The following is a 23706-nucleotide window of genomic DNA, read 5'->3' as shown; positions in this document are numbered from 1 at the left end:
AGGTCGCCGATGTCATCGGATGAAGTAGATCGTGACGAAGAGTCCGATCCACACGATGTCGACGAAGTGCCAGTAGTAAGAGACAACGATTGCGGCGGTTGCCTGCGCCGGCGTGAACTTCGACAGCTTGGTCCGGATGAGCAGGTAGACGAACGCGATCAGACCACCGATGACGTGGAGGCCGTGGAAGCCGGTCGTCATGTAGAAGACCGAGCCATAGGCGTCTGACGCGAGGGTCGTGCCGTGCTCGACCAGGTGGTAGTACTCGTACGCCTGACCGCAGACGAAGAACGTGCCCATTGCCAAGGTGATGACGTACCAGCGGCGGAGGCCGAAGACGTCGCCGCGTTCGGCAGCGAAGACGCCCATCTGGCAGGTCACCGAGGAGAGGATCAGCACCGTCGTCACCGGGATGGCGAGGGCGAGATTCAGCTCGGTCGGCGGCGGCGGCCAGCCGACCGCCGAGTTGGCACGGGCGACGAAATACATCGCGAAGAGGCCAGCGAAGAACATGAGCTCACTGGACAGCCACACAATCGTGCCGACGCTGACCATGTTGGGCCGGTTCAGCGAGTGCACGCGCGAGGTGATGGCTGTTCCTGAGGTACCTACAGCGCTTGTCACAAGTGAAGTATGACGGTTCGTAGTAAGCGGTGGCCACCCGGGTCGGAAATTGCCTCCGAGTAATTCTCCCGGTGCAGGTCCGCGCCGGTATCGGCCAGCCGTCGGCGTGTCCTGGAGGCGCCTGGCGCGGGCCCGGCTCGCTACCGTGTGTTCATGTCGAGTTCGACCTCACCCGGCCCCCGCGATCTCAACGGCCGTGTGGTCGAGCAGAGCCGCTTGGCCCGTCTCCGTGCGCGCCTTCGCCCGCGTGCCGAGGCGGGACCGCTGACACTGGACCAACGGGTGGAGGTGGTGGCGAGTTCCGATGACGATGCGATCGCGAGTTCGGTCGCCCTCGACGCGTCGTCGTGGCGTGCGGCCGAGGAGGTCATCCTGCGCCATCACGTCGAGGTGCCGCCCGAGCGGCGGTCCGAGGCGGCGGCCGTCGCCGCCCTCGACGGCTACGAGTCGGTCGAGGACGAGCGCTGGGGTCCGAGACCGGCGGCGCGCGAGGACGGACTGGTGGTCCTGGTCCTGGCGCGGGTCCAATTGCTCGACGCCATGCATCTGTCGCAAGAACGATCCCGCATGGCCAGCCTCGGCTCGCGGCACGGCGGATTCGTGCGCGAGTGGGCCGTCCTCCAGCGTCCGTCCGGCTGAGCAGACACTAGGCTTTCTCCTCGTGAGTACCGCACAGTCCGACTTCAGCTGGCCGCAGATCCTCGGCAAGATCGTCGATCGCCTCGACCTGAGCGCGGACGAGGCCGCGTGGGCGATGAACGAGATCATGACCGACAGCGCGACCGGCGCTCAGGTCGCCGCCTTCGGCGTCGGCGTGAAGATGAAGGGGGCGGCGCCCGCGGAGCTCCTCGGATTGTCGCGGGCGATGCTCGATCACGCGACGCTCGTGGACGTCAGCCGGCCGGCGGTCGACGTGGTCGGCACCGGCGGTGACCGGTCGCACACGGTGAACATCTCGACGATGACGTCGATCGTCATCGCCGCCTCGGGGGTCGCGGTGGTCAAGCACGGCAACCGGGCGGCGTCGTCGAAGAGCGGCGGTGCCGACGTGCTCGAGGCGCTGGGCGTGAACATCTCCCTCGACGCCGCGGCGGTCGCCCGATGTGTCGACGAACTGGGGATCGGGTTCTGCTTCGCGCCCGTGTTCCATCCCGCGTTCCGGTTCACCGGCCCCCCGCGCAAGGAGATCGGCATCCCGACCGTATTCAACGTGCTGGGGCCGCTGACCAACCCCGCGACACCGTCGCGCGGGCTGATCGGCTGCGCATTCGCCGACCTGGCCCCGGTCCTGGCCCGGGCCTTCGCCGAGCGCGGCGGCTCCGCGCTGGTGGTCCGCGGCGACGACGGTCTCGACGAACTGACGACCACCACCACGTCGACGGTGTGGCAGGTCATCGCGGGGGAGGTCAACGAACTCAGCGTGGATCCCACCGATCTGGGCATCGCGCGCGTTGAACTGTCGTCTCTGCAGGGCGGTGACGCGACGGTCAATGCCGCGATCGCGCGCGAGCTCCTGGCCGGGACCACCGGTCCGGTCCGCGACGCGGTGCTGCTGAATTCGGCCGGGGCCATCGTCGCCTTCGAACAAGACGCACCCATGACCTCGGCGGAACTGACCGACGCGCTGGGCGCGGCGAAGGGCCGCGCCGCGGAGGCGATCGACAACGGTGCCGCCGCGGACCTGCTGCAGCGGTGGGCCGATCTCAGCGGTCAGCTCGCGGCACACGCCTGACGACTGCAGGGCCCTCATCACCTGACGTGCTGGTGAGTCAGTTCTCGCCGATGGAGAATCCGCCCTCGACGTCGGAGCTGGAGTAGCTGCGGAAGGCGATGTGGGTGGCGCTCTTGAGCACGCCCGGGAGCCGGTTGATCTCGCCGGTGACGACCGTCGCGATCTGCTCGTGGTCGCGCACCCGGATCTTCGCGATCAGGTCGACATCGCCCGCGCAGGAGTACACCTCTTCGACCCCGGGGATGTCGGCGACGGCCTGTGCCGTCTCCGGGATGCGGTGGATGTCGGCCTGGATGAGGACGATGGCAGTGATCATGCCGTCAGCCTAGTGGTGTGTCCCGGTCAGCTCGCCTGTCGCACGCGAGGGTCGGTGCCGGGCCTGGCCGCACGTGCGTCGTGCGCCGACTGCGACCAGCCGAGCCGGCGTTCGGCCGAGCCGGCCGGTAGTGCGACCGGCTCGCTCGTCGAGACGATGCGCGCGCCCGGCTCGGTCATCCAGCGGTAGACGAGACCGACCTCCTCGGCCGGCGCGCCGCGCAGCGGTCCGTCGCCGGGCAGCACGGTCTCGGCCGCGGCGACCAGCGCGTCGACGACGGGCATGGGGGAGACGCCGCGTCGTGCCCGTCCGGCTGCCGCGAGGCGTCCGTGCCGGATCACCGCGAACTGCCATCCCCGTTCGCCGTCGGGTCGCGCGACGACGATCTCGGCGATCGCGCAGAGCGCCGCCAGCCGCTGACAGCGGGCGAGGGTGTCTATTGTCAGCGCGAGCCGGTCCCGGTGTCGCGCCGCGGTCTCGAACATGTGGGCCTGCGCGAGGTCGGCGAGGCGTGCGGTGAGGCCGTCGAGGAGTTCGTCGGCCTCACCCCGCATGAGGCGTCGAGCCGCGGTGACGCGCGGGGAGTAGTCGGGGACCGTCTGTGGTTGCGTGGTGGCGGCCCGGCACGAGCCCGGGCGTCGGCGCCCGTCGGCGTCGGGGCACCAGTGGTAGCCGTTGGCGCCGAGCCGCTGGGTGCACGTCCGCAGGCCCGCGGCCGCCGAGATCACATCGGCGACGGTCGCCGCGTTGGTGCGGTTGCCGACCGGGCCGACGGATTCGTCGGTGGGCGTGCGACCGACCTTCAGGCGCGGGAAGCGTTCTTCGGTCAGGGTCACCCACCATCCCTTGTGCGGCTGCGTCGAACGACGGTTGTACGCCGGTGCGTGTGCGCCCAGCAGCCGTAGTTCGCGAACCGCGGCCTCCAGGGGATGGGAGCACTCCACGAAGTCGACCCGTTGGGCGAGGAGCACCATCTCGGCGATGCGGCGACGCGGGTCGCTCCCGCTGAAATACGACCGGACCCGACGGCGGAGGTCCACCGCGGTACCCACATAGAGGACCTCGTCCGACGGTCCGCGGAAGAGGTAGACACCGGGACGGGAGGGAACGTGGTCGGCCAGCGTGCGCTTGGCCCGTAGCCGCGGGTCGGTCCGTGGAAGGTAGGACGTCAGGTCACCGACGGTCGCGATGCCCTGGTTGCCGACGCGTTCGAGGAGTCGGTGGAAGACCTCCACCGTGGCGCGCGCGTCGTCGAGTGCCCGGTGGGTGGGTCGCACCGCGACGTCGAACAGGTCGGCGAGGGCGCTGAGCTTGACGGTCGGTGCCTCGTCGCGGGTGAGGATGCGCCGGGCCATGGTCACCGTGCACAGGGTCAGGCCGAACGTCCACGGGAGCTGGAGCCGGATCGCGTTCTGGCGCAGGAAGCCCATGTCGAATCGAGCGTTGTGCGCCACCAGGATGGAGCCGCGGGCGAACTCGAAGAACGAGGGCAGGACCGACTCGATCCGCGGTGCGTCGGTCAGCATGGCCGTGGTGATGCCGGTCAGGGTGACGATCTGCGGCGGGATGGGCCGGCCGGGATCGACGAGGGTGGCGAACTCGCCGATGATCTCGCCGCCGCGGATCTTGACCGCGCCGATCTCGGTGATCCGGTCGCGTGCCGGATCGGAGCCGGTGGTCTCCAGGTCGACCACGACGAGAGTCGTGTCGAAGAGGGAGCGGTCGCTGAACTCGTTCGACGAGTCACCCGTGGCCACCTGATCGGCGGCCTCCAGGTCGGCGAAGGTGAGCTGCCCGGCGGGGGAGCCGGCCACGCTGGTCTGCGTCACCCGGCGAACACTAGTTCGATCCACCGACAGCGCGACGGCGGCGCACCGAGCGTCGCTCATGTGACTGCTGTGACTGCTGTGTCGATCGCTGTTCGACGGACTTGTCGGTGGTCGCTCCTACTCTCCACCTGGACGTGAGAAATGCGGTGTTCTCACGGTGACCAGGACCCCTACGAGGGCCGACACGGCCCCGCCTCACCAGATGAGATGGAGATCACACTATGTACGTCGACTGCGCGCGCTGCCCCGCCCGTCCCGTCGCCTGTGACGGGTGCATGATGACGGTGCTGTTTGGCGGTCCGAGCTGGGACGATATGGCGGACCAAGGTGGAGTTTCGGTAACGGCGGCAACGGTCGAGGCGGACGCCGAGATCGACCTCGCCATCGACGTTCTGCAGGCTGCTGCAATGGTGACGAGTAGTGCTGCACGATCTGCAAGATCCGCCAAAGAAGCAGTTCAGGGGCCAGATCGGCACGCCTCTGTGACGGTCCTCAGGGCGGGCTGAGAATCGGCCCAGGTTTGGCTGTCCGTCGCCTAGTGGACAGGGCGCATCCGATTTCGTAACCTTTCTGAGACCTTGCGGAGCGTCCCGCTTCAACAGAAGTGGTCCGCAGTAGTCACCGCTCAATCGCCCTCGCGGCGAACCGGGGAACCACAACCTTCGGGCGGGCTCGTCGGAGCGCATCACCATCGATGCGCTTCTCGCGAAACCGTTCCGAATCGGGGTGAATCGCGTTGCCACGCATGAGTGTCCAGTGGATACCTCATGCGCGAAACACGCGTAGGGCCACTCTTCCGGCCCGAACCCGACAGCTAACTCGGTCGGCGGTACAGGAAGATCTGAAGGAGAACTCGCTTCGTGGCCAAACATCGTTTGGAACAGCCCAATCGTGGCAGCACGGTCGCCAAGAAGGCGGTGATCGCCGGATCGATCACGCTCGGTTCGCTCGCCGCCGCCGCAGGCCCTGCTCTCGCCGCCCCGGTCCACACCCCGCTGGGCACTTTCGAGATCCCGGCACTGCCCGGTGCGAAGGCCCCGGAGGCCAAGCCCGCACCTCAGGCCACACCCGTGAGAAAGTCGCCCGCGGCCACGGTCGAGATCCCCAACCTGGGACAGTTCACCGTGCCGGGTATCGCGCCGGACCAGATTCCGCAGCAGTTCCGCCCGCAGGGCGGCGCCCCGCTCGGCCAGCCGCAGCTGACCGCAGGTGAGAAGGCCGTCAAGGCCGCGGAGAGCAAGATCGGCTCCCCGTACTCCTACGGCTCGGCCGGCCCCAACGCCTTCGACTGCTCGGGCCTCGTCTACTGGTCTTACAAGCAGGCCGGCAAGAACATCCCGCGTGACAGCTACGGCCAGCTCGGTGGCGGACGCGCGGTGTCCTACTCCGACGCCAAGCCCGGCGACGTGATGATCTTCAACGGTGGCGGCCACGCCGGCATCTACGTCGGCAACGGCCAGTTCGTCCACTCGTCCAACTACGGCACGCCGGTCAAGCGCGACGCCGTCAAGGAGTGGACGCTGACGGGCATCCGTCGGTACTGACCACAACCGAACACGAACAGACTGAGCACGAGGGTCTCTGGACGGGCGGGTCGCGTGGATCGCGATCCGCCCGAACCAGTCCCGGGGGCCTGTCGGCGGCCTAGGGTGGTCGACGGGACGTGGGGCACGGGTGACGACGACCCGGGTTGCTCAGGGAGCGACGAGCACACACGAGGGAGTGAGTAGGACCGTGCTGATCGGGGAGGGACGGGCTCGCGCAACGCGGCCACGTATGCGTTCGGGTCCGCTGATGCTTGCGGTCTGCGTCCTGTCGGCGCTCGCCGTGCTCGTACCGACGGTCGGTGGCGGGGTCGGTGCCGCCCGCGCGGTGCCCGCGCGTTCGGCGGATCAACTGCTCGACCGTTACAAGCAGCTCGGCGTCGACGCGGAGAAGACCACCGAGGCGATGCACAACGCGAAGATCGAATACGACAAGCAGCGCGGCATCGTGACGGCGGCCAAGACAGCGGCGGCCGAGGCGCAGCAGAAGCTCGACACGAGCCGTGCCCAGCTCGCGGTGCATCAGAACCGGGTCGACGCGATCGTGCGCGCCAGCTACCAGGGTGCCCGCGTGAGCGGCCTCTACGCGGTGATGATCAGCGACTCCCCCCAGGCATTGCTCGACCAGATGTCGGGCCTGGACATGATCTCCCGTCAGGCGTCGGCGGATCTCACCGCCATCAAGAAGGTCCGTGCTCAGACGGCGGTCGCGAAGAAAGACGCCGAGCAGACGGCAGTGGCGGCCTCCGAGGCGGTCTCCCGCGCCGAGCGCGTGCGCGGTGATCTGCAGACGAAGCAGGCCGACCTGCAGCTCCAGGCGATCCAGATCCGGGCGATCTACAAGTCCATGACCGGCAAGCAGCTCGCCGCGCTCCGCGGACCCACCTTCGACTTCGATCCGCGCCTGGTGCCCAGGGGCACCGCTGCCGGACTCGTCGCGGTTCAGGCCGCCCTGACCCGGATCGGTGATCCGTACGTGTGGGGCGCCACCGGACCCAACTCGTTCGACTGCTCGGGTCTCATGGTCTGGGCGTTCAAGCAGGCGGGCAAGACCATCCCGCGCTCGAGCGAGGCGCAGATGGGTGGCGGGCAATCCGTCGGCCGCGACGATCTGAAGCCGGGTGACCTGATCATCTACTACCCCGACGCGCACCACGTCGGCATGTACGTCGGCGACGGCTATGTCATCCATGCGTCGACCTTCGGCGTCCCGGTGAAGGTGGTGCCGATCGACGAGGCCGGCCCGTACAACTCCGCCCGCCGGTTCTAGTCCCCGGTGACCCCACGGCGCAGACGTGCCGGCCCGGCCTTGGCCGCTGTCGCCCTGACCGTTGTCGTGGCCACCGGATGCGGCACGGTCGGAATTCCGGGCGGGGGCTCGTCCACCGCACCCGCGTCGTCGACCACCGAGGTCAACGTCTACGAGCGTGATCGTGCCGCGGGGGTGACCCGACTGCTCGACTCGCTCACCGAGACCGTGCGCTCCGGCGATGTCCGGGCGATCGGCGCCCTGTTCGACACCGCCGCGACGCCGGCGTTCCGAAACAGATTCGTCACCGCGACCGGCACATTCGCGCCCCGCCGGTTCACGCCGCGGGACGGTCGTTCCGGGATCCTGCGGTTCGCGACGTTCACGTATCAGCTCGCGCCCACCGAAGAGGCGGAGGTGCTCGTCCCCGGCGACCTCCAGGAGCTCCTCGACGCCGGGGGCAGTTCGGACTCCTGGGTGGCGCCGGTGGAGCTGCGCTACGCGCTCGGCGGCGAGACCGCCCCGGGTATCGCGGAGTCCGAGGTGGTCGTCGGTACGCAGTTCGTGGTCGCCCGTCACGGCGACGAGTGGCGCCTCGTCGGCGACGCCGAGGCCCTGGGGCGCGAGCCGCCCCCGACGCAGATGTGGGAGCTGCCCGGACTCCAGGTCGCCGACACCGCCACGGCCGGCGGTACATCGGTGGTCGCGTCGTACCTCCGGACAGCGCCGACGGTGGCGACGCTGCGACGTGAACTGCCCGGGGCGGTCGACGCCGTCACCGCGTTCTGGGGTGGGTCCTGGGATCGTCGTGCCGTCGTCGTGGCGACCGCGACCGACGACCAGTTCACCGCACTGGTGCCCGGCGGGCGCGCGGCCACCGGCGCGGCAGCCGCCGCCACGGTGCACAGCACCGTGGACCTGGTGCAGCGCACCGCGACCGGTCAGCGGATCATCCTGACCCCGACGGCGCGGGAGCTCGCGCCTCCCACTCTCGCCGTCGTGCTCCGGCACGAGCTGACGCACGTCGCCGCCCGCACCTCCACCGCTCTCGACGCGCCGTTGTGGATCACCGAGGGCGTCGCCGAATATGTCGGCCGCAAGGGCACATACACGCGGTTCGCCGACGCCGCGCCCGATCTGACTGCGGCCGTGCGCACCGGTGCGCTCCCGGCGGGCCCACCCGCCGATCCCGACTTCGCGATGGACGGGCAGACTTCACTGGTGGCTTATCAGAGTGCGTGGTCGTTGGCCGCCTACGTCGCCGATCGATTCGACGAGGCCCACCTGAAGAAGATGTACATGGGTGTCGCGGCGTCGGCCGTGCCCGCGGCCCAAGACGCGGCGATCACCTCGACCCTCGGGCTGACGCGCGCCGAACTGATCACCGGCTGGCAGCGCTGGCTCGTCCGGCAGGTCGGCTGATGACCCGGACGTTGTTGCTCACCAACGATTTTCCGCCGCGGCCCGGCGGCATCCAGTCCTACCTGCAGAATCTGGTGGACCTGCTGCCGCCGGAGGACGTCGTCGTCTACGCGCCGCGCTGGCGCGGTGACTCGCACGAGGAGTTCGACGCGGCCGCCGAGTATCGCGTGTACCGGCACCCGACGACCCTCATGTTGCCCACGCCGTTCGTCGCCCGCCGCGCCGCCGAGATCGTGCGCCGGGAACAGATCTCGACGGTGTGGTTCGGGGCGGCCGCGCCGCTGGCCGTGCTGGCGCCGGCGATGCGCCGTGCGGGCGCGCAGCGGATCATCGCGAGCACGCACGGCCACGAGGTCGGGTGGTCGATGCTCCCGGGCGCGCGCCAGGTTCTCGGTCACATCGGTCGCCACTCCGACGTGATCACCTTCGTCAGCCGCTACACCCGCGGCCGGTTCGCGTCGGCCTTCGGTGCGCGGGCGGCGCTGGAACATCTGCCCCCGGGTGTCGACACCGAGCGCTTCGCCCCGGACCCGGTGCTGCGTCAGCAGTTTCGCGACCGTCTCGATCTGGGGGAGCGACCGACGATCCTCTGCCTGTCGCGGCTGGTGCCCCGCAAGGGTCAGGATGTGTTGATCCGCGCCCTGCCGCTGATCCGACGCACCATCCCCGACGCGACGCTGGTCATCGTCGGCGGTGGTCCCTACGCGAAGACCCTGCGCGACCTCGCCGCCGACACGGGGGTGGCGGGTGATGTCGTCTTCACCGGTTCGGTGCCCGCCGACGAACTCGCGGCCTACCACAACATCGCCGATGTGTTCGCGATGCCGTCCCGGACGCGGGGTCGTGGACTGGACGTCGAGGGGCTGGGCATCGTCTACCTGGAGGCGTCGGCGTCCGGCGTGCCCGTGGTCGCGGGTCTGTCCGGTGGTGCGCCGGAGACCATTGACGAGGGGGTCACCGGGACCGCCGTCGACGGCACCGACGTCGACGCCGTCGCCCTGGCCATCCTGTCGATCCTCTCCGATCGTGCGGCGGCGGCCGAGATGGGCCGGGCCGGCCGGCGTTACGTCGTCGAGAACTGGCAGTGGAGCCAGATGGCGGCCCGCCTGCGCCAGTTGCTCTGAGGGCAACCGGCGCCGGCGGACCACGCCGGCGGCGAGCTCACCGCTGGTAGATCGCCTCGATGTCGCCGGCGAACTTCTCCACGACGACATTGCGCTTGACCTTGAGGGTCGGTGTCATCTCGCCGGTCTCCTCGGTGAAATCGGTCGGCAGGATCCGGAACTTCTTGATGGCCTCGGAATGCGACACCGTCTTGTTGGCGAGGTCGACGGCCGACTGGACCTCGGCGCGCAGGTCGGCGTCGTCGGCGAGATCGGCGACCGTCGCGGACGCGGGCTTCCCGGTGCGTTCCTTCCACGCCGGGAACGCCTCGGGATCGATCGTGATCAGTGCGGCCACAAAAGGTTTCGCGTCACCGACGACGGTTGCCTGCGAGATCAGGGCGTTCGCGCGGATGACGTCCTCGAGTCCGGCGGGGGAGACGTTCTTGCCGCCGGCGGTCACGATCAGTTCCTTCTTGCGCCCGGTGATCGTGATGAATCCGTCGGCATCCACGGTGCCGAGGTCGCCGGTGTGGAACCAGCCGTCCACCACCGCGGACGCGGTGGCTTCCGGGTTCTGCCAGTACTCGGTGAAGACGACACCGCCGCGCAGCAACACCTCACCGTCGTCGCCGATTCGGACAGCGTTGCCCGACAACGGCTTCCCGACACTGCCGATCTTCGACGCCGACGGGGTGTTCACGCTGAAGGCGGCGGTGGTCTCGGTCAGGCCGTACCCCTCGAAGACGGGCACGCCGACGCCGGAGAAGAAGTGTCCCAGGCGGGCGCCGAGCGGAGCGCCGCCGGAGATCGCCATCTGACACTCGCCGCCGAGAGCGGCGCGGAGCTTCTTGTAGACGAGGGCGTCGAAGACGCCGTGCTTGACCTTCAGCGCCAGACCGACCTGCCCCTTCTCCGTCGCCTGCGAGTAGGCGATCGCGGTGTCGGACGCGGCGTCGAAGATCTTGCCCTTGCCGCCGTCGTGCGCCTTCTGCCGGGCGGTGTTGTAGACCTTTTCGAACACGCGCGGCACCGACAGGATGAGCGACGGTTTGAAGACGGCGAATTCGTCGACCAGGTTCGGGATGTCGCTGGTGTGTCCGACCTCCGCGCCGGCCTCGATGGCGACGAGCGTGATGGCGCGGGCGAGCACGTGGGCGAGGGGGAGGAACATCAGCAGACGCTTCTCGTCGCGCGCGATGACCTTGTCGAGGATGTCGCCGGCGAGGACCGCCCGCACCTCGGAGAGCATGTTGGCGTGGGTCAGTTCACAACCCTTCGGGCGTCCGGTGGTCCCCGAGGTGTAGATCAGGGTCGCCGGATCGGCGGCCTTGACGGTGGCCCGGCGGGCTGCGACCTCGTCGTCGTGGACGTCGGCGCCCGCCGCGACGAGTTCGTCGACGGCACCCGGCGCGTCGGTGCGGTCGATCTGGAAGACGGTGACCGGCGTGGCGAGGGAGTCGATGGACTCGAACTCGGCGCGATGACCGTCGTCTTCGAGGACGATCGCCACCGCGCCGGAATCCTGCATGATCCACTCGATCTGACCTGCGGAGGACGAATCGTAGATCGGGACGGTGATCGCGCCGGCCGACCAGATCGCGAAGTCGAAGAGGTTCCATTCGAGGCGGGTGCGCGACAGCAGTGCCACGCGGTCGCCGGGATTGACGCCGGAGGCGATCAGGCCCTTGGCGATCGCGGAGATCCGGGACGCGGCGTCGGCGGCGGTGACCGGCTCCCACCGGTCGCCCTGCTTGTGGCGGAACACGATGTGCTGCGGTGATCGCTCCGCCAGGCCGAAGATGATGTTCGTGCAGTTCTCGTCGTCGGCGATCGAGAACTTCGCGGGCACGCTGTACTCACCCATCGTGGTTACCCTCCAGTAGACATCAGTCACCGAATCGTATCCCCGCTGCTGAAACGGACTGATCGCGACGTCGGTTTCGGGTGCACTACCCTGCGCCGACGCGAGTATGTGAAGCTAGTGGGCGTGACGAGCATCCAGGTGGCCGACGAGGTCTTCGTCGCCGCGGCACCGCCGTCGGCAGCCGCCGTGATCGGCGACCCCGCCAACTGGCGCAAGTGGTGGCCGGACCTCCGGCTGGCGGTCACCGAGGACCGGGGCGAGCAGGGCGTGCGCTGGCGGGTCGAGGGTCCGGTGTCGGGGACGATGGAGATCTGGAACGAGGCGGTGCTCGACGGCTTCGTGCTGCACTACTTCCTCCATGCCGAGCCCACCGCCCCCCTGCCCGAGGACCCGCGAGCCCGGGCCGACGTGCTGGCCGAGGCCAACAAGCAGCGTCGGGTGACGGGCAAAGAGGTCTCCTTCGAGGTCAAACGACTGCTCGAGGACGGCCGTGTCGTCGGCGGCCCCGCTGCGGGCCACGACCGGGCTCCCGGACCGCACACGACCGCGACCGGGGCGCCGTGATGGCCGACCACACCGAACGCGACATCGTGATCGGCGCCGATGCCGACGCCATCCTCGCCGTCATCGCCGACTTCGAGCACTACCCCGAGTGGGTGACCGCCGCCCGCGAGGTCGAGGTGCTGCGCGCCGATGAGTCCGGCCGCGCCCTGGAGGTTCGCTTCGTCCTCGACGCCGGTGTCCTGCAGGACACGTATGTGCTTGCCTACGAATGGGATCCGAACACCACATCGGTCTCCTGGCGCCTCGTGTCGAGTGATCTGCAGAAGGATCAACGCGGCCGCTACATACTCACCCAGCAGGTTCCGGGATCGACGAAGGTGACCTATGAACTCATGGTCGATCTCCAGGTGCCGATGATCGGACAACTGAAGCGACGCGCCGAGAAGGCCATCACCGACGCCGCACTGAACGACCTCAAGAAGAGGGTCGAAGGCTGATCGATCTCACACCCATCCACGTGGTGCTCGGTCCGGGGGGTTCTGGTGTCTCCGCGATCGCAGCCGCCGGCGCGACCCGGCGTCCCGCCGCCAACCGGGCGACCCGCGCGGCGCCCCGATCGGGCCTCGCCGTCGCCGAACCCGACACGCTTCTCATCACCGTCGACCGCTGGTCGCCGGTGCATGACTGGGCGCGGGTGTATCGCCGGCCGGGTGAGCCCATCGTGGTGTCCAAATACCTGCACCTGCTGAGCCTCGATCGGCTGGACCTCACCGAACGCACGTGGTCGGCGTTCGCGGAGGTGCTCGAGCAGACGGTGAGCCGCAGCAAGACGATGCTTCCCGGGGTCGGCGTACTCGCGGGCATCGATGCCGCCGAGCTCACCGCACTGCCCGGGATCGACGACTTCCTCCTCCTGCGGCGTATCCGCGACGAGGCGGTCAGCGGCCGGTGGCAGCGGATCGTCGTCGACTGCTCCGGGTGTGGTGACCCGCTCCAATTCCTGCGTGGCGGAGCGGTTCTCAGCCAGGCGCTCAACCGGTTCTGGCCTCGGCACCGGCGTCTCGCGATGGCCGCCGAACGTCCGATGGTCGCCCAGCTGACGGCCGCGGTCGACGCCATCGACCGGGACTGCCTCGACATCGCCGAGCTGTTCGCCGACCCACACGCGGTCGCGGTACATCTCGTGCTCGCCGCCGACGACCGGAGCCGGCGGCTGACCGGGTATCACCTCGCCGCCGCCGACCTCATGGGATTGCCGCTGGCCTCGGTCCAGGTCAACGCGGGTGTCGGTGCCGAGTCGGCGGCCGAGATCGCCGACATGGTGCAGGCCGAACTCGCGGACGCCGTCGGCTCCCGATCCGTGCACGTCCAGGTGGTCGAGAAATCGGCCGACACGATCGATCGCATGGCCCGGCTGCGCAAGCTGTCGGTGACGTTGCCCGAGCCGCACGGCGTCCCGCGGGGGTCGGCCGCGGCCGAGGTCGAGGCGGGTCAGGGCCGCGTGGACGGGAGGCCGGCGGGCCCGGTGTACCGGTTGTCCTGGCCGCAGCGCCTGCCGGATCCGGACTCGCTGGCCCTGGGGCGCAGCGGAGACGACCTGCTGGTGACGATCGCGGGATTCCGTCATCCGGTGCGGTTGCCCTCGGTCCTGCGGCGATGCACGGTGGTCGACGCCGACTGGGACGGAGCGAGGCTGGGGATCCGGTTCGTCCCCGATCCGTCGGTCTGGCCCCGGTCGTAGAACCGATCCGATCAGCCCGCATGCATCGTCGACACCGCGAGTCGCTCCGACGACCAGCGGGAACGGCGATGGTGGAATGATCCGACCCGGTCGGGGTACGTTCGGAGACCGCACTGTTCGACCCGGCAGGGTACGGTGCCGATGACCCCGACGACAGACACGCGGGTGGGTGTACGCGCGGGGCCAGGAGAAGGGGTGAGTTCGCGATGGGCACGGACGACGAGACGTTCCGGCAGGCCGGTGACGGGTCCGCGCACGAGCGTCGAGACGGGCCCGCCGACCCGGTCCGTGACCTGCTGCTCGGGCTGGCCGCTCAGATCGACCACCTGGCCGCTCTCTTCGCGCCGGCTCCGCAGTCGGCCACTCCCGATGGTGGGGATGTGGGAGGCGCCCGGCCGGGGTTCGCGGCCCTCGTCGACGGTGGTCCGCTCGGACATGCGCTCTCCGGGGCATCGGGGGAGATCACCTCGCTGCTCGCGGAGATCGGTGACCTCGTCGCCCGGCTGATAGCGGCCGTCATCGCCGTGCTCGAGGCCATCGCCGAGGCGCTGCGCTCCTCGCCGACCTCATCCGCGACCCCGCGCCAGTACGAGCCGATCGCGGTGCGGGTCAACGTGGCGGCAACCGATCGCGACGCCGGGTCGCCGCGCCCGACCGCACCGCGCCCGACCTCACCGCGCCCGACCGCACCGCCCCCCGCATCCGGCCCCGGGCAGGAGAACTGATGGGCGACTTGACGATCGGCATCGACATCGGCGGCACCAGCGTGCGTGCGTCGGTCGTCGACGACCGGGGGACGATGCTCGACACGCTCCGCGCGCAGACCCCGCCCACCGCGGACGCGCTCGAGCACTGCCTGGACCGGCTCGTCGGCGAGTTGACGTCGCGGTGGGACGCCAAGGCCGTCGGGCTCGCGATCGCCGGTTTCCTCACCACCGACCGCCGGATCGTCCGGTTCGCGCCGCACCTGCCCTGGCGTGAGGCGCCGGTGGCCGAGGAGATGACCAGGCGCGTCGGCATCCCGGTCTTCGCCGAACACGACGCCAACGCCGCGGCGGTGGCCGAATGGCGGTTCGGGGCCGCCGCGCGCGGACACAACACCGTCGTGCTGGCGATCGGTACCGGAATCGGCGCGGGATTCGTCATCGATGGGGAGATCTACCGCGGAAGTTACGGTGTCGCACCGGAACTCGGACATCTCACGATCGTCCCGGACGGGCGTGCCTGCGCCTGCGGCAAGCGCGGCTGCTGGGAGCGGTACTGCAGCGGAACCGCCCTGGTGGACACCGTGGTGGAGTTGCTCGCCGACGGCGATTGGGGACGAAGCCAGCTGGCGGCCGACGTCGCGGCCGATCCCGGGTCGTTGACCGGCCGTCGCGTCGCCCGCGCCGCTGCGGACGGTGACGCCGTGGCGTTGGCGGCGTTCGGGCGGTTCGCGACGTCGCTGGGCCAGGGGCTCGCGATGATCGCCGACATCTTCGACCCCGACCTCATCGTGCTGGCCGGCGGCGTCGGCGCGGCGTCGGGCCTGTTCCTCGACGAGGCCCGGGAACACTATGCCCGGCAGGTCACCGGCGCCGGACACCGCCAGCTCGCTCGCATCCGCGGTACCCAACTCGGCGAGACCGCAGGCGTCGTCGGCGCGGCAGAGGTTGCGCGCCAGGCGATCCGGTCGACCGACCGCACCCTGACCGAACCCGGGCCCGAGTCGCGTCCGGCCTCCGGACTCTGAGTGCTTCGCACGGCCTGCCGATCCTGGCCGGACGGTAGAGTTCGACGCGGGTAAGGTCTTGGCGTCGGGGCACCCGGTGCGTTCCGCGGTCTCCGCGGGGCGATCGGCCGGCGGGAAATCATCGGGTCGGTGTGCGCGGCGAGGAGAATCTCATGTGGTACTGGGCGTTCAAGTACATCTTTCTCGGCCCGATCCTGCGGGTCCTCGGTCGGCCGACCATCGAAGGGCACGAGAACATCCCGACCGACGGCCCGGCGATCCTGGCCAGCAACCACCTCGCGGTGATGGACAGCTTCTTCCTGCCACTGATGGTGGACCGCCGGATCTACTTCCTCGCCAAGAGCGAGTACTTCACGGGCACCGGCCTCAAGGGCGGATTCCAGCGCTGGTTCTTCACCGCCGTCGGTCAGATCCCCATCGACCGGTCCGGCGCCCAGGCGGCGGAGGGCGCACTCACCGCCGCGCGCCGCCAGCTCGACAAGGGCAAGCTGATGGGGATGTACCCCGAGGGCACCCGGTCGCCGGATGGACGCCTCTACAAGGGAAAGACCGGCCTCGCCCGGCTGGCCATGGACACCGGGGTGCCGGTGATCCCCGTCGCGATGATCGACACCCACAAGTTCAACCCGCCCGGCAGCATTCTCCCGCGGCCGACCCGGGTCGCGGTGCGCATCGGCAAGCCCCTGGATTTCTCGCGCTACGAGGGCATGGAGGGCAACCGCTACATCGAACGCGCGGTCACCGACGAGATCATGTACGAGCTGATGCAGCTCTCGGGTCAGCAGTACGTCGACGTCTACGCCGCGAGTCTCAAGAACCAGGCGCCGCCGGTCGAGCCGCCCGCTGCCGACGCCGCCTGACTGCTCAGCCGGCGTCGCCCACCCGGGTGCCGTCGAGGACGGCGCACAGGTCGGGAATCCAGTCGCGATCCGCCGGCACGATCTCGGCGGTGTCGAAGAGCCGTAGCTCGTCGGCGGAGAACCAGCGCACGTCCAGGTGCTCGAGTGCGGTCGGGGTCCCGGACCGCAGGCGGGCGAGGTAGGCGTGCAGGGTCAATCCACCCGGCAGCGCGACGGGGGAGCCCACGGCCCCCAGCGGTTCGACCTCGGCGCCGAGTTCCTCGCGGATCTCCCGGACCAGCGCGGCCGCATGCGTTTCCCCGGATTCGACCCGGCCACCGGGCAGTTCCCACCGGCCGGCGAGTTCGGCCGGACGTGACCGCTGGGCGAGAAGCAACCGACCGTCGACGATGATCGCGGCGGCGACCACATCGGGCGGTCGGGAGTCGCGCGGATCGTCGCGTGCGGCGCGGGTCGCGATCATCCAGGCGAAGGTGACGAAGGTGGCGACCGGCCACGCGGCTCCGAAGATCGCCTCGAGTGTCGCCGGGGGCTCGGGACCGTACTCGATGGTGATCCGCAGAAGCCACGGGATGCCGAGCCCGGCGACCGCCACCCACATCGCGAGTACGACTCGTGCGCCCCGACGCCGTGACCCGGCGCCGTGGACGAGCCAGATCGCCAGCGGGATGACCCACACCCAGTGATGGACCCACGAGATCGGCGAGATCAGGAGCCCGAAGAACTGCACCACGAGGAGGATGCCCAGTGCGTCGGAGACCGCCCGCCAGGCGAACACGGCCACCAGGACCGCGACCAGGACGCCGATCATCCAGATCCAGCCCGTCCCGACGTCGAAGCCGACGAAGCGGGACAGGGTGCCACGCAGGCTCTGGTTGATCACCGCCTCGACCGGGCCGATGCGCTCGGCGTCGCCGAACAGGGTGCCGTAGTAGGTCCGGGTGACGTCCGGGAAGAGCAGCAGGCAGCCGAGGACCGTGAACACGAAGGCAGCCGCGGCGGCCACCGCACCCAGGGGCTTGCGGGCTGCCAGATACCAGAGACCCGAGATGGCCGGGGTCAGCTTGATACCCGCCATCAGACCGATGAGCGCACCGCCGGCCAGTACCCCCCGGTCGCTGCGCGCCCAGGTCACCGCCAGCAGGGTGCCCAGCATCAGGAAGACGTTGATCTGGCCGTAGTCGAGGGTGACCCGCACCGGCTCACACCAGATCGCGGGCGCGGTCCACAGGGCGGCCACGGCGTAGACGTCGGTGGTCGACCCGCACAGGCGCAGGGCGAGTACCACGCACGCATACAACGCGCCGAAGGTCGCCAGCTGCCAGCCGATCGCCACCAGATCCCACGGTACGAGGGACAGCGGGTACAGCACGACGGCCGCGAACGGCGGATAGGTGAAGGGCAGCGCGAAGTCGGTCTCACCGGCGTAGGTGAAGACATAGAGCGACCCGTCGGCGAGACCCGCCGAACCGTCGCGGTAAACGTGCAGGTCCACGAAGTTCCTGCCGTTCACGGTCAGCGTGTCCCAGACGAGCCGCGCGATGATCGACGCCGCCAGGAGAGCGGTCGCCAGCACAGACCTGGAGCGCACGAAATACCAGGGTAGACAGGCAGAGGGCGGTATGGCGAAACGGTGCGCGGTGCGCGGGTCGGTGCGCGGGTGTGTGAATACTTGACCCATGCGCTTCTTCTACGACTCGGAGTTCATCGAGGACGGCACCACCATCGAGTTGGTCTCGATCGGGGTCGTCGGTGAGGACGGCCGCGAGTTCTATGCGGTGTCGACCGATTTCGATCCCGGCCGGGCGGGGGACTGGGTGCGGGCCAACGTGTTGCCGAAGCTGCCGTCGCCGTCGTCCTCCGCATGGCGGGACCGCCGCCGCATCCGCGAGGATCTGCTCGAGTTCCTCACCGCGGACGGCACCGACATCGAGCTGTGGGCCTGGGTGGGTGCCTACGACCACGTGGTGCTCTGCCAGCTGTGGGGTCCGATGACCGCGCTGCCGCGGGAGATCCCGCGCTTCACCCGCGAGTTGCGACAGCACTGGGAGGCCGCTGGTCGTCCGGCGCTTCCGCCCACACCGTCGGATGCGCACGACGCGCTGAGCGACGCCCGCCACAACCTGCGCCGCTGGGAGGCCATCGAGAAGGCTCGCGTCTGACCCGCGGACGGGTCGTCGGCCGCGTCTCCTTTACCCTGGACGGGTGGTGAACTGGACCGTAGACGTGCCGATCGACGAGCTCCCCGAGCTCCCTCCGCTACCGGGTGATCTCCAGACGCGTTTCGACGACGCGCTCAGCCGCCCGGCCGTGCAACAGCCGAGCTGGCCGGCCGACGAGGCGCGCAAGATGCGTACCGTCCTCGAGTCGGTTCCACCGATCTGCATGCCCGCCGAGGTCCAGACGCTCGCCGCGCAACTGGCCGACGTCGCCGAGGGGCGCGCGTTCCTGCTTCAGGGCGGCGACTGCGCGGAGACCTTCGCCGACAACACCGAACCGCACATCAAGGGCAACATCCGCACGCTGCTGCAGATGGCCGTCGTGCTGACCTACGGCGCCAGCATGCCGGTCGTGAAGGTCGCGCGGATCGCGGGCCAGTACGCCAAACCGCGATCGTCCGACACCGACGCCCTGGGTCTGCCCTCCTACCGCGGCGACATGGTCAACGGGTTCCCCGCGGACGCGGCGGTGCGGGCACACGATCCGTCCCGTCTGGTGCGGGCGTACGCGAACGCGGCCGCCGCGATGAACCTCGTCCGGGCTCTCACGCAGGCCGAGGCGGACCTGACGCGGGTGCACGACTGGAACCGTGAGTTCGTGCGCACGTCACCGGCCGGCGCGCGCTACGAGGCGCTCGCGTCGGAGATCGACCGCGGTCTGCGGTTCATGGACGCATGTGGCGTCACCGACTCGAATCTGAACTCCGCCTCCATCTTCGCGTCGCACGAAGCGCTCGTCCTCGACTACGAGCGCGCCATGCTGCGTCTGGCCGACGACCCCGACGGGCCGGGCAAGGTCCTCTACGACCTGTCGGCCCACTTCCTGTGGATCGGCGAGCGGACCCGCCAGCTCGACGGTGCGCACATCGCCTTCGCCGAACTCGTGAACAACCCGATCGGGGTGAAGATCGGGCCCACGACGACCCCGGAGCAGGCCGTCGAATACGTCGAGCGGCTCGATCCGCACAACGTGCCGGGGCGGCTCACGCTCGTCGCGCGGATGGGCAACGGCAAGGTCCGCGACGTGCTGCCGGCGATCGTCGGCGCCGTCGAGGCGACCGGACACAAGGTCATCTGGCAGTGCGATCCGATGCACGGCAACACCCACGAGGCGTCGACCGGTTTCAAGACCCGGCACTTCGATCGCATCGTCGACGAGGTGCAGGGCTTCTTCGAGGTCCATCGCGCGCTGGGCAGCCATCCCGGCGGCGTCCACGTCGAACTGACCGGTGAGGACGTCACCGAGTGTCTCGGTGGCGCACAGGAGATCTCGGACCTCGATCTCGGCGGGCGCTACGAGACCGCCTGCGATCCTCGTCTCAACACCCAGCAGTCGCTCGAGCTCGCCTTCCTCGTCGCGGAGATGCTGCGCGGCTGAGCCTTCGCTCGCACCTCGGTATCTGCGGTCTGGCGGCCGTCGTGGACCACTGAAGAACTCCGCTCCCTGAGGAGGCCGGAGCCTGCGGAGGCCGTCACGAAGGGTCGTGGCGAGATGCGTCGCCAACCCTTCGTGACGCGCCCTCCGCAAGCTCCGGGCGCTCCTCAGGGAGCGGTGGATCAGCAGATCTCTCGGTGCGGTTCTTTCGGATCAGGGAGCAGAGAACTCGGCCACTCGCACCGCAGGCGAGCAGCGAGTCAGCCGATCGCGAGGAACGTGCTGCCGACCCAGAAGCCGAGGGCGCCGAGTCCCGCGGTGAGCAGCAGCACGACGACGATCCACATCAGGGCGCCCAGGCGGCTGCCGCCGATGAGTTCGGGCTCCACGGCCTCGGGCCGAGCGGTGCGGCGGGTCACGGGACGCGGCGACGGTGCGAGGTCCTCGCGTTCGGCCGCCGGTTGCTCGACCGGGGTGTCGTTCGCCTGCCGTACCGGCTCGGACGCCGGGGTGTGCGGACCCGGCACCGACTGCACCCGCGTGCCGTGCCCGCCGGGATCCGGACCCCGGTAGCGGGACACCGTCTGTCGCTCGGCCGACCGGCGGGGCGCCGGCACCGTGAACGGCGGGAGATCGAGTTCGTCGGCGACGCCGAGGAGCGCCCGCTGCATGTCGAAGCCGTCCACATACCGGTCGGCGGGGTTGCGTTCGGTCGCGCGCAGCACGATCTCGTCGAACTCCTCGGGCACCCCCGCGATCACGTCACCGGGCGCCGGCACATCGAAGCTGAGTCGCTGGTAGGCGAGCGCGAGGGGCGAGTCGCCGGAGAAAGGTGTTCTGCCCGTGAGGAGTTCGAACATCATCACACCCATGGAATAGACGTCGCTGCGCGCATCGGCGTGGGTGGACTCGACCTGCTCGGGAGAGAGGTAGGCGGCGGTCCCGAGGATCACGCTCGCCGAGGTCACCCCCGCCTCGGCGACGGCGCGCACGAGCCCGAAGTCGGCAACCTTGACCTCGCCCTCGTCCGAGATGAGCACGTTCTCGGGTTTCACATCGCGATGGACCAGGCCCGCGGCATGTGCGGTGCCGAGTCCGCCCAGTACCGGCGCGGCCACCGCGACGACGGCATGGGGCGGCATCGGGCCGCGTTCGCGCAACAGTTCTCGCAGACTGCCCCCGTCGACCAGTTCCATCACCAGGAAGGCGATGCCGTTGTCGATGCCCTGGTCGTAGACGGCGACCAGCCCGGGGTGCTTCAGGCCGGCGACCGCACGCGCCTCGAACTCGAAGCGGCGGAGGAACTGTGGGTCACCGGAATAGCGGGAGTCCATCACCTTCACCGCGACGTCGCGCCCCAGCCGCAGGTCGACCGCGAGATACACCGCCGACATCCCGCCGCGCGCGATGGGCGCGTCGATCCGGTACCGGTCCTCCAGGACGGTCCCGAGCATCGTGTCGACGGGGGAGTTCACGCTGCCGAATCTACCTGCCGCCCGGGCCGGTCGAGAGCATCGGCACGATGCCGAGACCGACTGCGTTGCCGCCGGGCCTTCGCGGGTCTCGTTCGGCCGGTTGTCTCGACCCGACGGTTTCTCCCGCTCCCGACGACCGGTTACCCTTTCGACGTGGGTTCCCTACCGTTGTCGCCTGACACTCTGCCGTCCGACACCGAGTTCCTGTCGATCGACGATGTCGCCGGCCGTCTCGGGGTGTCGACCAACCGAGTGCGCACACTCATCCGTGACCATCATCTGCTCGCGGTCAGCCACGATGGCCACCCGGCGATTCCGGCTCTGTTCGTGGACGAGGACGGCGTCGCCAAGCATTTCTACGGACTCGTGGCGGTCCTGATCGACGGCGGTTACACGCGCGACGAAGTGATGGAGTGGCTGTTCACCGAGCAGGAAGATCTCGGTCTCCACCCGGCAGCTGCGTTGCACACGGATTTCGCCCGCGAGATCATCCGCCGGGCGCAGGCCCAGGCTTTCTGACCGACGCCCCGGCCTCGAATTCCCTGGCCTCGAATTCCCCGGCGCGCGCCGACTTCTCCACCCCGGACTCCGCGATGGCATCCGATGCAGGAGCGCTCTCACCGGCCGGGGTCGCACCCCACGCCCACCTCCCGAACCGGCCCAGCCGCAACGGGTCCCGATGGGACAGCGACCACGCCGCCAGGCCCGCGAGTGCCGCGGCCAGCGCCACCTCGACGGGCTTGTAGAAGACGATCGCGTCGTCGGGCTGGAAGACGATCAGCAGGAAGGTCGACGCGCCGACGACCGTCGCCCGCACCCACATCGGCAGGTCGAAGGCGACCGCGATCACCAGCACCCAGGTGTAGTACCAGGGCAGCGTCGACGGTTCGAGCAGCAGCACGGCCAGCATCGCCCAGGCCATCCCGGCCACCGCATCCCGTGCGTCGTGTCGATGTCGCCACCACACCGCGACGAGGGTCACCGCGAGAACGACCGAACCGATCGCCCGGGTGACCTCCAGAACCGGTTGCAGGTTGAGTGCGACGAAGGGCGCCGCGATCAGGGTGACGAGATGGGCGGCGAGGGTGGGGACGGTGAACCAGTTGATGATGACGTCGGCCCACCCCAGACCGGTGAGCCAACCGAGTCCCAGACCGATCGCCAGGGTCCACACCCCGAACACCGCGACCGCGATGCCGACGATCGACGCGAACACCGTCACCACGTCGCGGGATGTCACCGGTCGACGAGAGCGGATGTGCGACAACCAGATCCACAAGACGAACGGCAGCGCGATCCCGGCGGTGATCTTGATCGACACGGCAAGCGCCAGGACCGACGTACCCCACACATGCCGGCCGTCGACCACCAGGACGATCCCGGTCACGAGCACGCCCATCATGAGCAACTCGACGTGCGGGCCCGCCACGAGGTGGATCAGGACCATCGGATTGAACAGGGCCAGCCACAGCCCGGCCTGGGGTGAGGCCCCGAACCGTTCGGCCAAGCGCGGGATCGCCCAGAGCGCCAGAAACAGTCCGGGCAACAGCACGAGCCGGATGGCCAGCACGCCGATGATCGCGTGATCGCCGGTGATCTCGGTGACCACGCGCAGCATGCCCATGAAGAAGGGGCCGTAGGGAGCCGTTGTGGTCGCCCACACCTGCGCCATGCTGTCCACGAGTGGGCCCGGTAGGTGGGCGGGACCGTCCGCGTACGGATCGAAGCCTGCGCCGAACACGGCGCCCTGCGCCAGGTAGGCGTAGACGTCGCGGGAGTACACCGGCACCGCCACGAGGAGTGGGGCGGCCCACACCAGTACCCACCGACTCAACGTCCGGGTCGATGGCGCGGGAGCAGCGCGGGAGAAGATCCGACGCCCCAGTCGGACCCAGCCGAACACCATGAGGAAGACGCCCAGCCAGAACAGGGTGCCGAAGACGTTCTTCCCGTGTCCGTAGGTGATCCAGCTCAGACCCAGATCGGACAGGACGGTCGAGTTCCGCGGCGGGTCGCCGACCCCGAAGCTGCCGAGGCAGACGAGCACGGAACCGATGGCGCCGAGGATCAGATCGAACCGGCCGGTCGAGCCGCGCTCGGCCCGTGTCACGGGA

The 23706-nt window shown here is 69.5% G+C and carries 22 protein-coding genes and 1 riboswitch; of the genes, 15 read left to right on the top strand and 7 right to left on the bottom strand.

Features of this window, described 5'->3' with window-relative positions:
* Positions 1-12: 12 nt before the first annotated feature.
* Entirely contained in the window at positions 13-624 is a 612-nt protein-coding gene (locus tag MHN80_RS09240; RefSeq protein ID WP_081487040.1) for a heme-copper oxidase subunit III, read from the bottom strand.
* A 153-nt stretch (positions 625-777) separates the two neighbouring features.
* Here MHN80_RS09240 and MHN80_RS09235 point away from each other — a divergent pair, with 153 nt between their 5' ends.
* Positions 778-1263 (top strand): hypothetical protein, encoded by a 486-nt coding sequence (locus MHN80_RS09235; protein WP_239401085.1) that lies wholly within the window; start codon positions 778-780, stop codon positions 1261-1263.
* Between the two features lie 22 nt (positions 1264-1285).
* Entirely contained in the window at positions 1286-2356 is a 1071-nt protein-coding gene (gene trpD, locus MHN80_RS09230; protein ID WP_239401083.1) for an anthranilate phosphoribosyltransferase, read from the top strand.
* Positions 2357-2393: 37 nt separating this feature from the next.
* On the opposite strand, the gene MHN80_RS09225 is transcribed toward trpD, so the two are convergent.
* Positions 2394-2672 carry an Lrp/AsnC family transcriptional regulator gene (locus MHN80_RS09225; RefSeq protein WP_004022908.1) on the bottom strand — a complete coding sequence of 93 codons (279 nt, stop codon included), beginning with the start codon at positions 2670-2672 and terminating at the stop codon, positions 2394-2396.
* Positions 2673-2698: 26 nt separating this feature from the next.
* Positions 2699-4501: a DEDD exonuclease domain-containing protein gene (locus MHN80_RS09220; protein WP_239401081.1), complete on the bottom strand. Its 1803-nt coding sequence runs from the start codon at positions 4499-4501 to the stop codon at positions 2699-2701.
* Between the two features lie 612 nt (positions 4502-5113).
* A riboswitch (cyclic di-AMP (ydaO/yuaA leader) is annotated at positions 5114-5345 on the top strand.
* Between the two features lie 16 nt (positions 5346-5361).
* On the opposite strand from MHN80_RS09220, the gene MHN80_RS09215 reads away from it, so the two are divergent.
* From MHN80_RS09215 to MHN80_RS09200, 4 genes are all read left to right on the top strand, one after another.
* On the top strand, positions 5362-6045 hold the full coding sequence (locus MHN80_RS09215; RefSeq protein WP_239401079.1) for a C40 family peptidase: 684 nt from the start codon (positions 5362-5364) through the stop codon (positions 6043-6045).
* A 232-nt stretch (positions 6046-6277) separates the two neighbouring features.
* Complete coding sequence (locus MHN80_RS09210; protein WP_239401222.1) at positions 6278-7315, top strand: NlpC/P60 family protein; 1038 nt, start codon at positions 6278-6280, stop codon at positions 7313-7315.
* Positions 7316-7321: 6 nt separating this feature from the next.
* Positions 7322-8716 (top strand): hypothetical protein, encoded by a 1395-nt coding sequence (locus MHN80_RS09205; RefSeq protein ID WP_239401077.1) that lies wholly within the window; start codon positions 7322-7324, stop codon positions 8714-8716.
* Complete coding sequence (locus MHN80_RS09200; protein ID WP_239401075.1) at positions 8716-9840, top strand: glycosyltransferase family 4 protein; 1125 nt, start codon at positions 8716-8718, stop codon at positions 9838-9840. Before MHN80_RS09205 ends, MHN80_RS09200 begins: the two co-directional genes overlap by 1 nt.
* Positions 9841-9877: 37 nt before the next feature.
* Here MHN80_RS09200 and MHN80_RS09195 read toward each other — a convergent pair whose 3' ends face one another.
* Positions 9878-11686, bottom strand: a complete 1809-nt coding sequence (locus MHN80_RS09195; RefSeq protein ID WP_064570562.1) for a long-chain fatty acid--CoA ligase — start codon at positions 11684-11686, stop codon at positions 9878-9880.
* Between the two features lie 108 nt (positions 11687-11794).
* Here MHN80_RS09195 and MHN80_RS09190 point away from each other — a divergent pair, with 108 nt between their 5' ends.
* The 6 genes from MHN80_RS09190 (at position 11795) to MHN80_RS09165 (ending at position 16523) form a co-directional block, all read left to right on the top strand.
* Positions 11795-12250 carry a hypothetical protein gene (locus MHN80_RS09190; protein WP_239401073.1) on the top strand — a complete coding sequence of 152 codons (456 nt, stop codon included), beginning with the start codon at positions 11795-11797 and terminating at the stop codon, positions 12248-12250.
* The gene (locus MHN80_RS09185) at positions 12250-12687 is read left to right on the top strand and encodes an SRPBCC family protein (protein ID WP_004022899.1); all 438 of its coding nucleotides are present in this window, start codon (positions 12250-12252) and stop codon (positions 12685-12687) included. Before MHN80_RS09190 ends, MHN80_RS09185 begins: the two co-directional genes overlap by 1 nt.
* A 20-nt stretch (positions 12688-12707) precedes the next feature.
* A complete protein-coding gene (locus MHN80_RS09180) occupies positions 12708-13931 on the top strand; it encodes an ArsA-related P-loop ATPase (protein ID WP_239401071.1) in 1224 nt (407 codons plus the stop codon).
* 206 nt (positions 13932-14137) lie between these two features.
* Positions 14138-14656, top strand: coding sequence for a hypothetical protein (locus MHN80_RS09175; protein ID WP_239401069.1), 519 nt, complete (start codon positions 14138-14140; stop codon positions 14654-14656).
* Positions 14656-15663 carry an ROK family protein gene (locus MHN80_RS09170; RefSeq protein WP_004022896.1) on the top strand — a complete coding sequence of 336 codons (1008 nt, stop codon included), beginning with the start codon at positions 14656-14658 and terminating at the stop codon, positions 15661-15663. The genes MHN80_RS09175 and MHN80_RS09170 overlap by 1 nt, the downstream gene beginning before the upstream one ends.
* 152 nt (positions 15664-15815) lie before the next feature.
* Positions 15816-16523 carry a 1-acyl-sn-glycerol-3-phosphate acyltransferase gene (locus MHN80_RS09165; RefSeq protein ID WP_101819571.1) on the top strand — a complete coding sequence of 236 codons (708 nt, stop codon included), beginning with the start codon at positions 15816-15818 and terminating at the stop codon, positions 16521-16523.
* 4 nt (positions 16524-16527) lie between these two features.
* On the opposite strand, the gene MHN80_RS09160 is transcribed toward MHN80_RS09165, so the two are convergent.
* Positions 16528-18099: a mannosyltransferase gene (locus MHN80_RS09160; RefSeq protein WP_308219772.1), complete on the bottom strand. Its 1572-nt coding sequence runs from the start codon at positions 18097-18099 to the stop codon at positions 16528-16530.
* A 103-nt stretch (positions 18100-18202) separates the two neighbouring features.
* On the opposite strand from MHN80_RS09160, the gene MHN80_RS09155 reads away from it, so the two are divergent.
* Positions 18203-18685 carry a polyadenylate-specific 3'-exoribonuclease AS gene (locus tag MHN80_RS09155; RefSeq protein WP_004022893.1) on the top strand — a complete coding sequence of 161 codons (483 nt, stop codon included), beginning with the start codon at positions 18203-18205 and terminating at the stop codon, positions 18683-18685.
* A 43-nt stretch (positions 18686-18728) separates the two neighbouring features.
* Complete coding sequence (locus tag MHN80_RS09150; protein WP_033203917.1) at positions 18729-20120, top strand: class II 3-deoxy-7-phosphoheptulonate synthase; 1392 nt, start codon at positions 18729-18731, stop codon at positions 20118-20120.
* A 257-nt stretch (positions 20121-20377) separates the two neighbouring features.
* Here MHN80_RS09150 and MHN80_RS09145 read toward each other — a convergent pair whose 3' ends face one another.
* Complete coding sequence (locus tag MHN80_RS09145; RefSeq protein ID WP_101819449.1) at positions 20378-21592, bottom strand: protein kinase; 1215 nt, start codon at positions 21590-21592, stop codon at positions 20378-20380.
* Between the two features lie 153 nt (positions 21593-21745).
* Between MHN80_RS09145 and MHN80_RS09140 the strand changes: the two genes are divergently transcribed.
* On the top strand, positions 21746-22111 hold the full coding sequence (locus tag MHN80_RS09140) for an Rv2175c family DNA-binding protein (protein ID WP_239401065.1): 366 nt from the start codon (positions 21746-21748) through the stop codon (positions 22109-22111).
* Here MHN80_RS09140 and MHN80_RS09135 read toward each other — a convergent pair.
* Positions 22080-23702 (bottom strand): alpha-(1->6)-mannopyranosyltransferase A, encoded by a 1623-nt coding sequence (locus MHN80_RS09135; protein WP_239401063.1) that lies wholly within the window; start codon positions 23700-23702, stop codon positions 22080-22082. The genes MHN80_RS09140 and MHN80_RS09135 overlap by 32 nt on opposite strands.
* Between the last annotated feature and the right edge of the window lie 4 nt (positions 23703-23706).

Origin of the sequence: Gordonia sp. McavH-238-E, from assembly GCF_022348225.1 — a bacterium.
Taxonomy (GTDB): Bacteria; Actinomycetota; Actinomycetes; order Mycobacteriales; family Mycobacteriaceae; genus Gordonia; species Gordonia terrae.
This window is presented reverse-complemented; position numbering and strand designations above follow the sequence as displayed.

Coding starts and splice junctions, on each gene's coding strand:
- MHN80_RS09235 (WP_239401085.1), top strand. CDS start 778: ATGTCGAGTTCGACCTCACCCGGCCCCCGCGATCTCAACGGCCGTGTG.
- MHN80_RS09225 (WP_004022908.1), bottom strand. CDS start 2,672: ATGATCACTGCCATCGTCCTCATCCAGGCCGACATCCACCGCATCCCG.
- MHN80_RS09210 (WP_239401222.1), top strand. CDS start 6,278: ATGCGTTCGGGTCCGCTGATGCTTGCGGTCTGCGTCCTGTCGGCGCTC.
- MHN80_RS09200 (WP_239401075.1), top strand. CDS start 8,716: ATGACCCGGACGTTGTTGCTCACCAACGATTTTCCGCCGCGGCCCGGC.
- MHN80_RS09195 (WP_064570562.1), bottom strand. CDS start 11,686: ATGGGTGAGTACAGCGTGCCCGCGAAGTTCTCGATCGCCGACGACGAG.
- MHN80_RS09185 (WP_004022899.1), top strand. CDS start 12,250: ATGGCCGACCACACCGAACGCGACATCGTGATCGGCGCCGATGCCGAC.
- MHN80_RS09175 (WP_239401069.1), top strand. CDS start 14,138: ATGGGCACGGACGACGAGACGTTCCGGCAGGCCGGTGACGGGTCCGCG.
- MHN80_RS09170 (WP_004022896.1), top strand. CDS start 14,656: ATGGGCGACTTGACGATCGGCATCGACATCGGCGGCACCAGCGTGCGT.
- MHN80_RS09165 (WP_101819571.1), top strand. CDS start 15,816: ATGTGGTACTGGGCGTTCAAGTACATCTTTCTCGGCCCGATCCTGCGG.
- MHN80_RS09155 (WP_004022893.1), top strand. CDS start 18,203: ATGCGCTTCTTCTACGACTCGGAGTTCATCGAGGACGGCACCACCATC.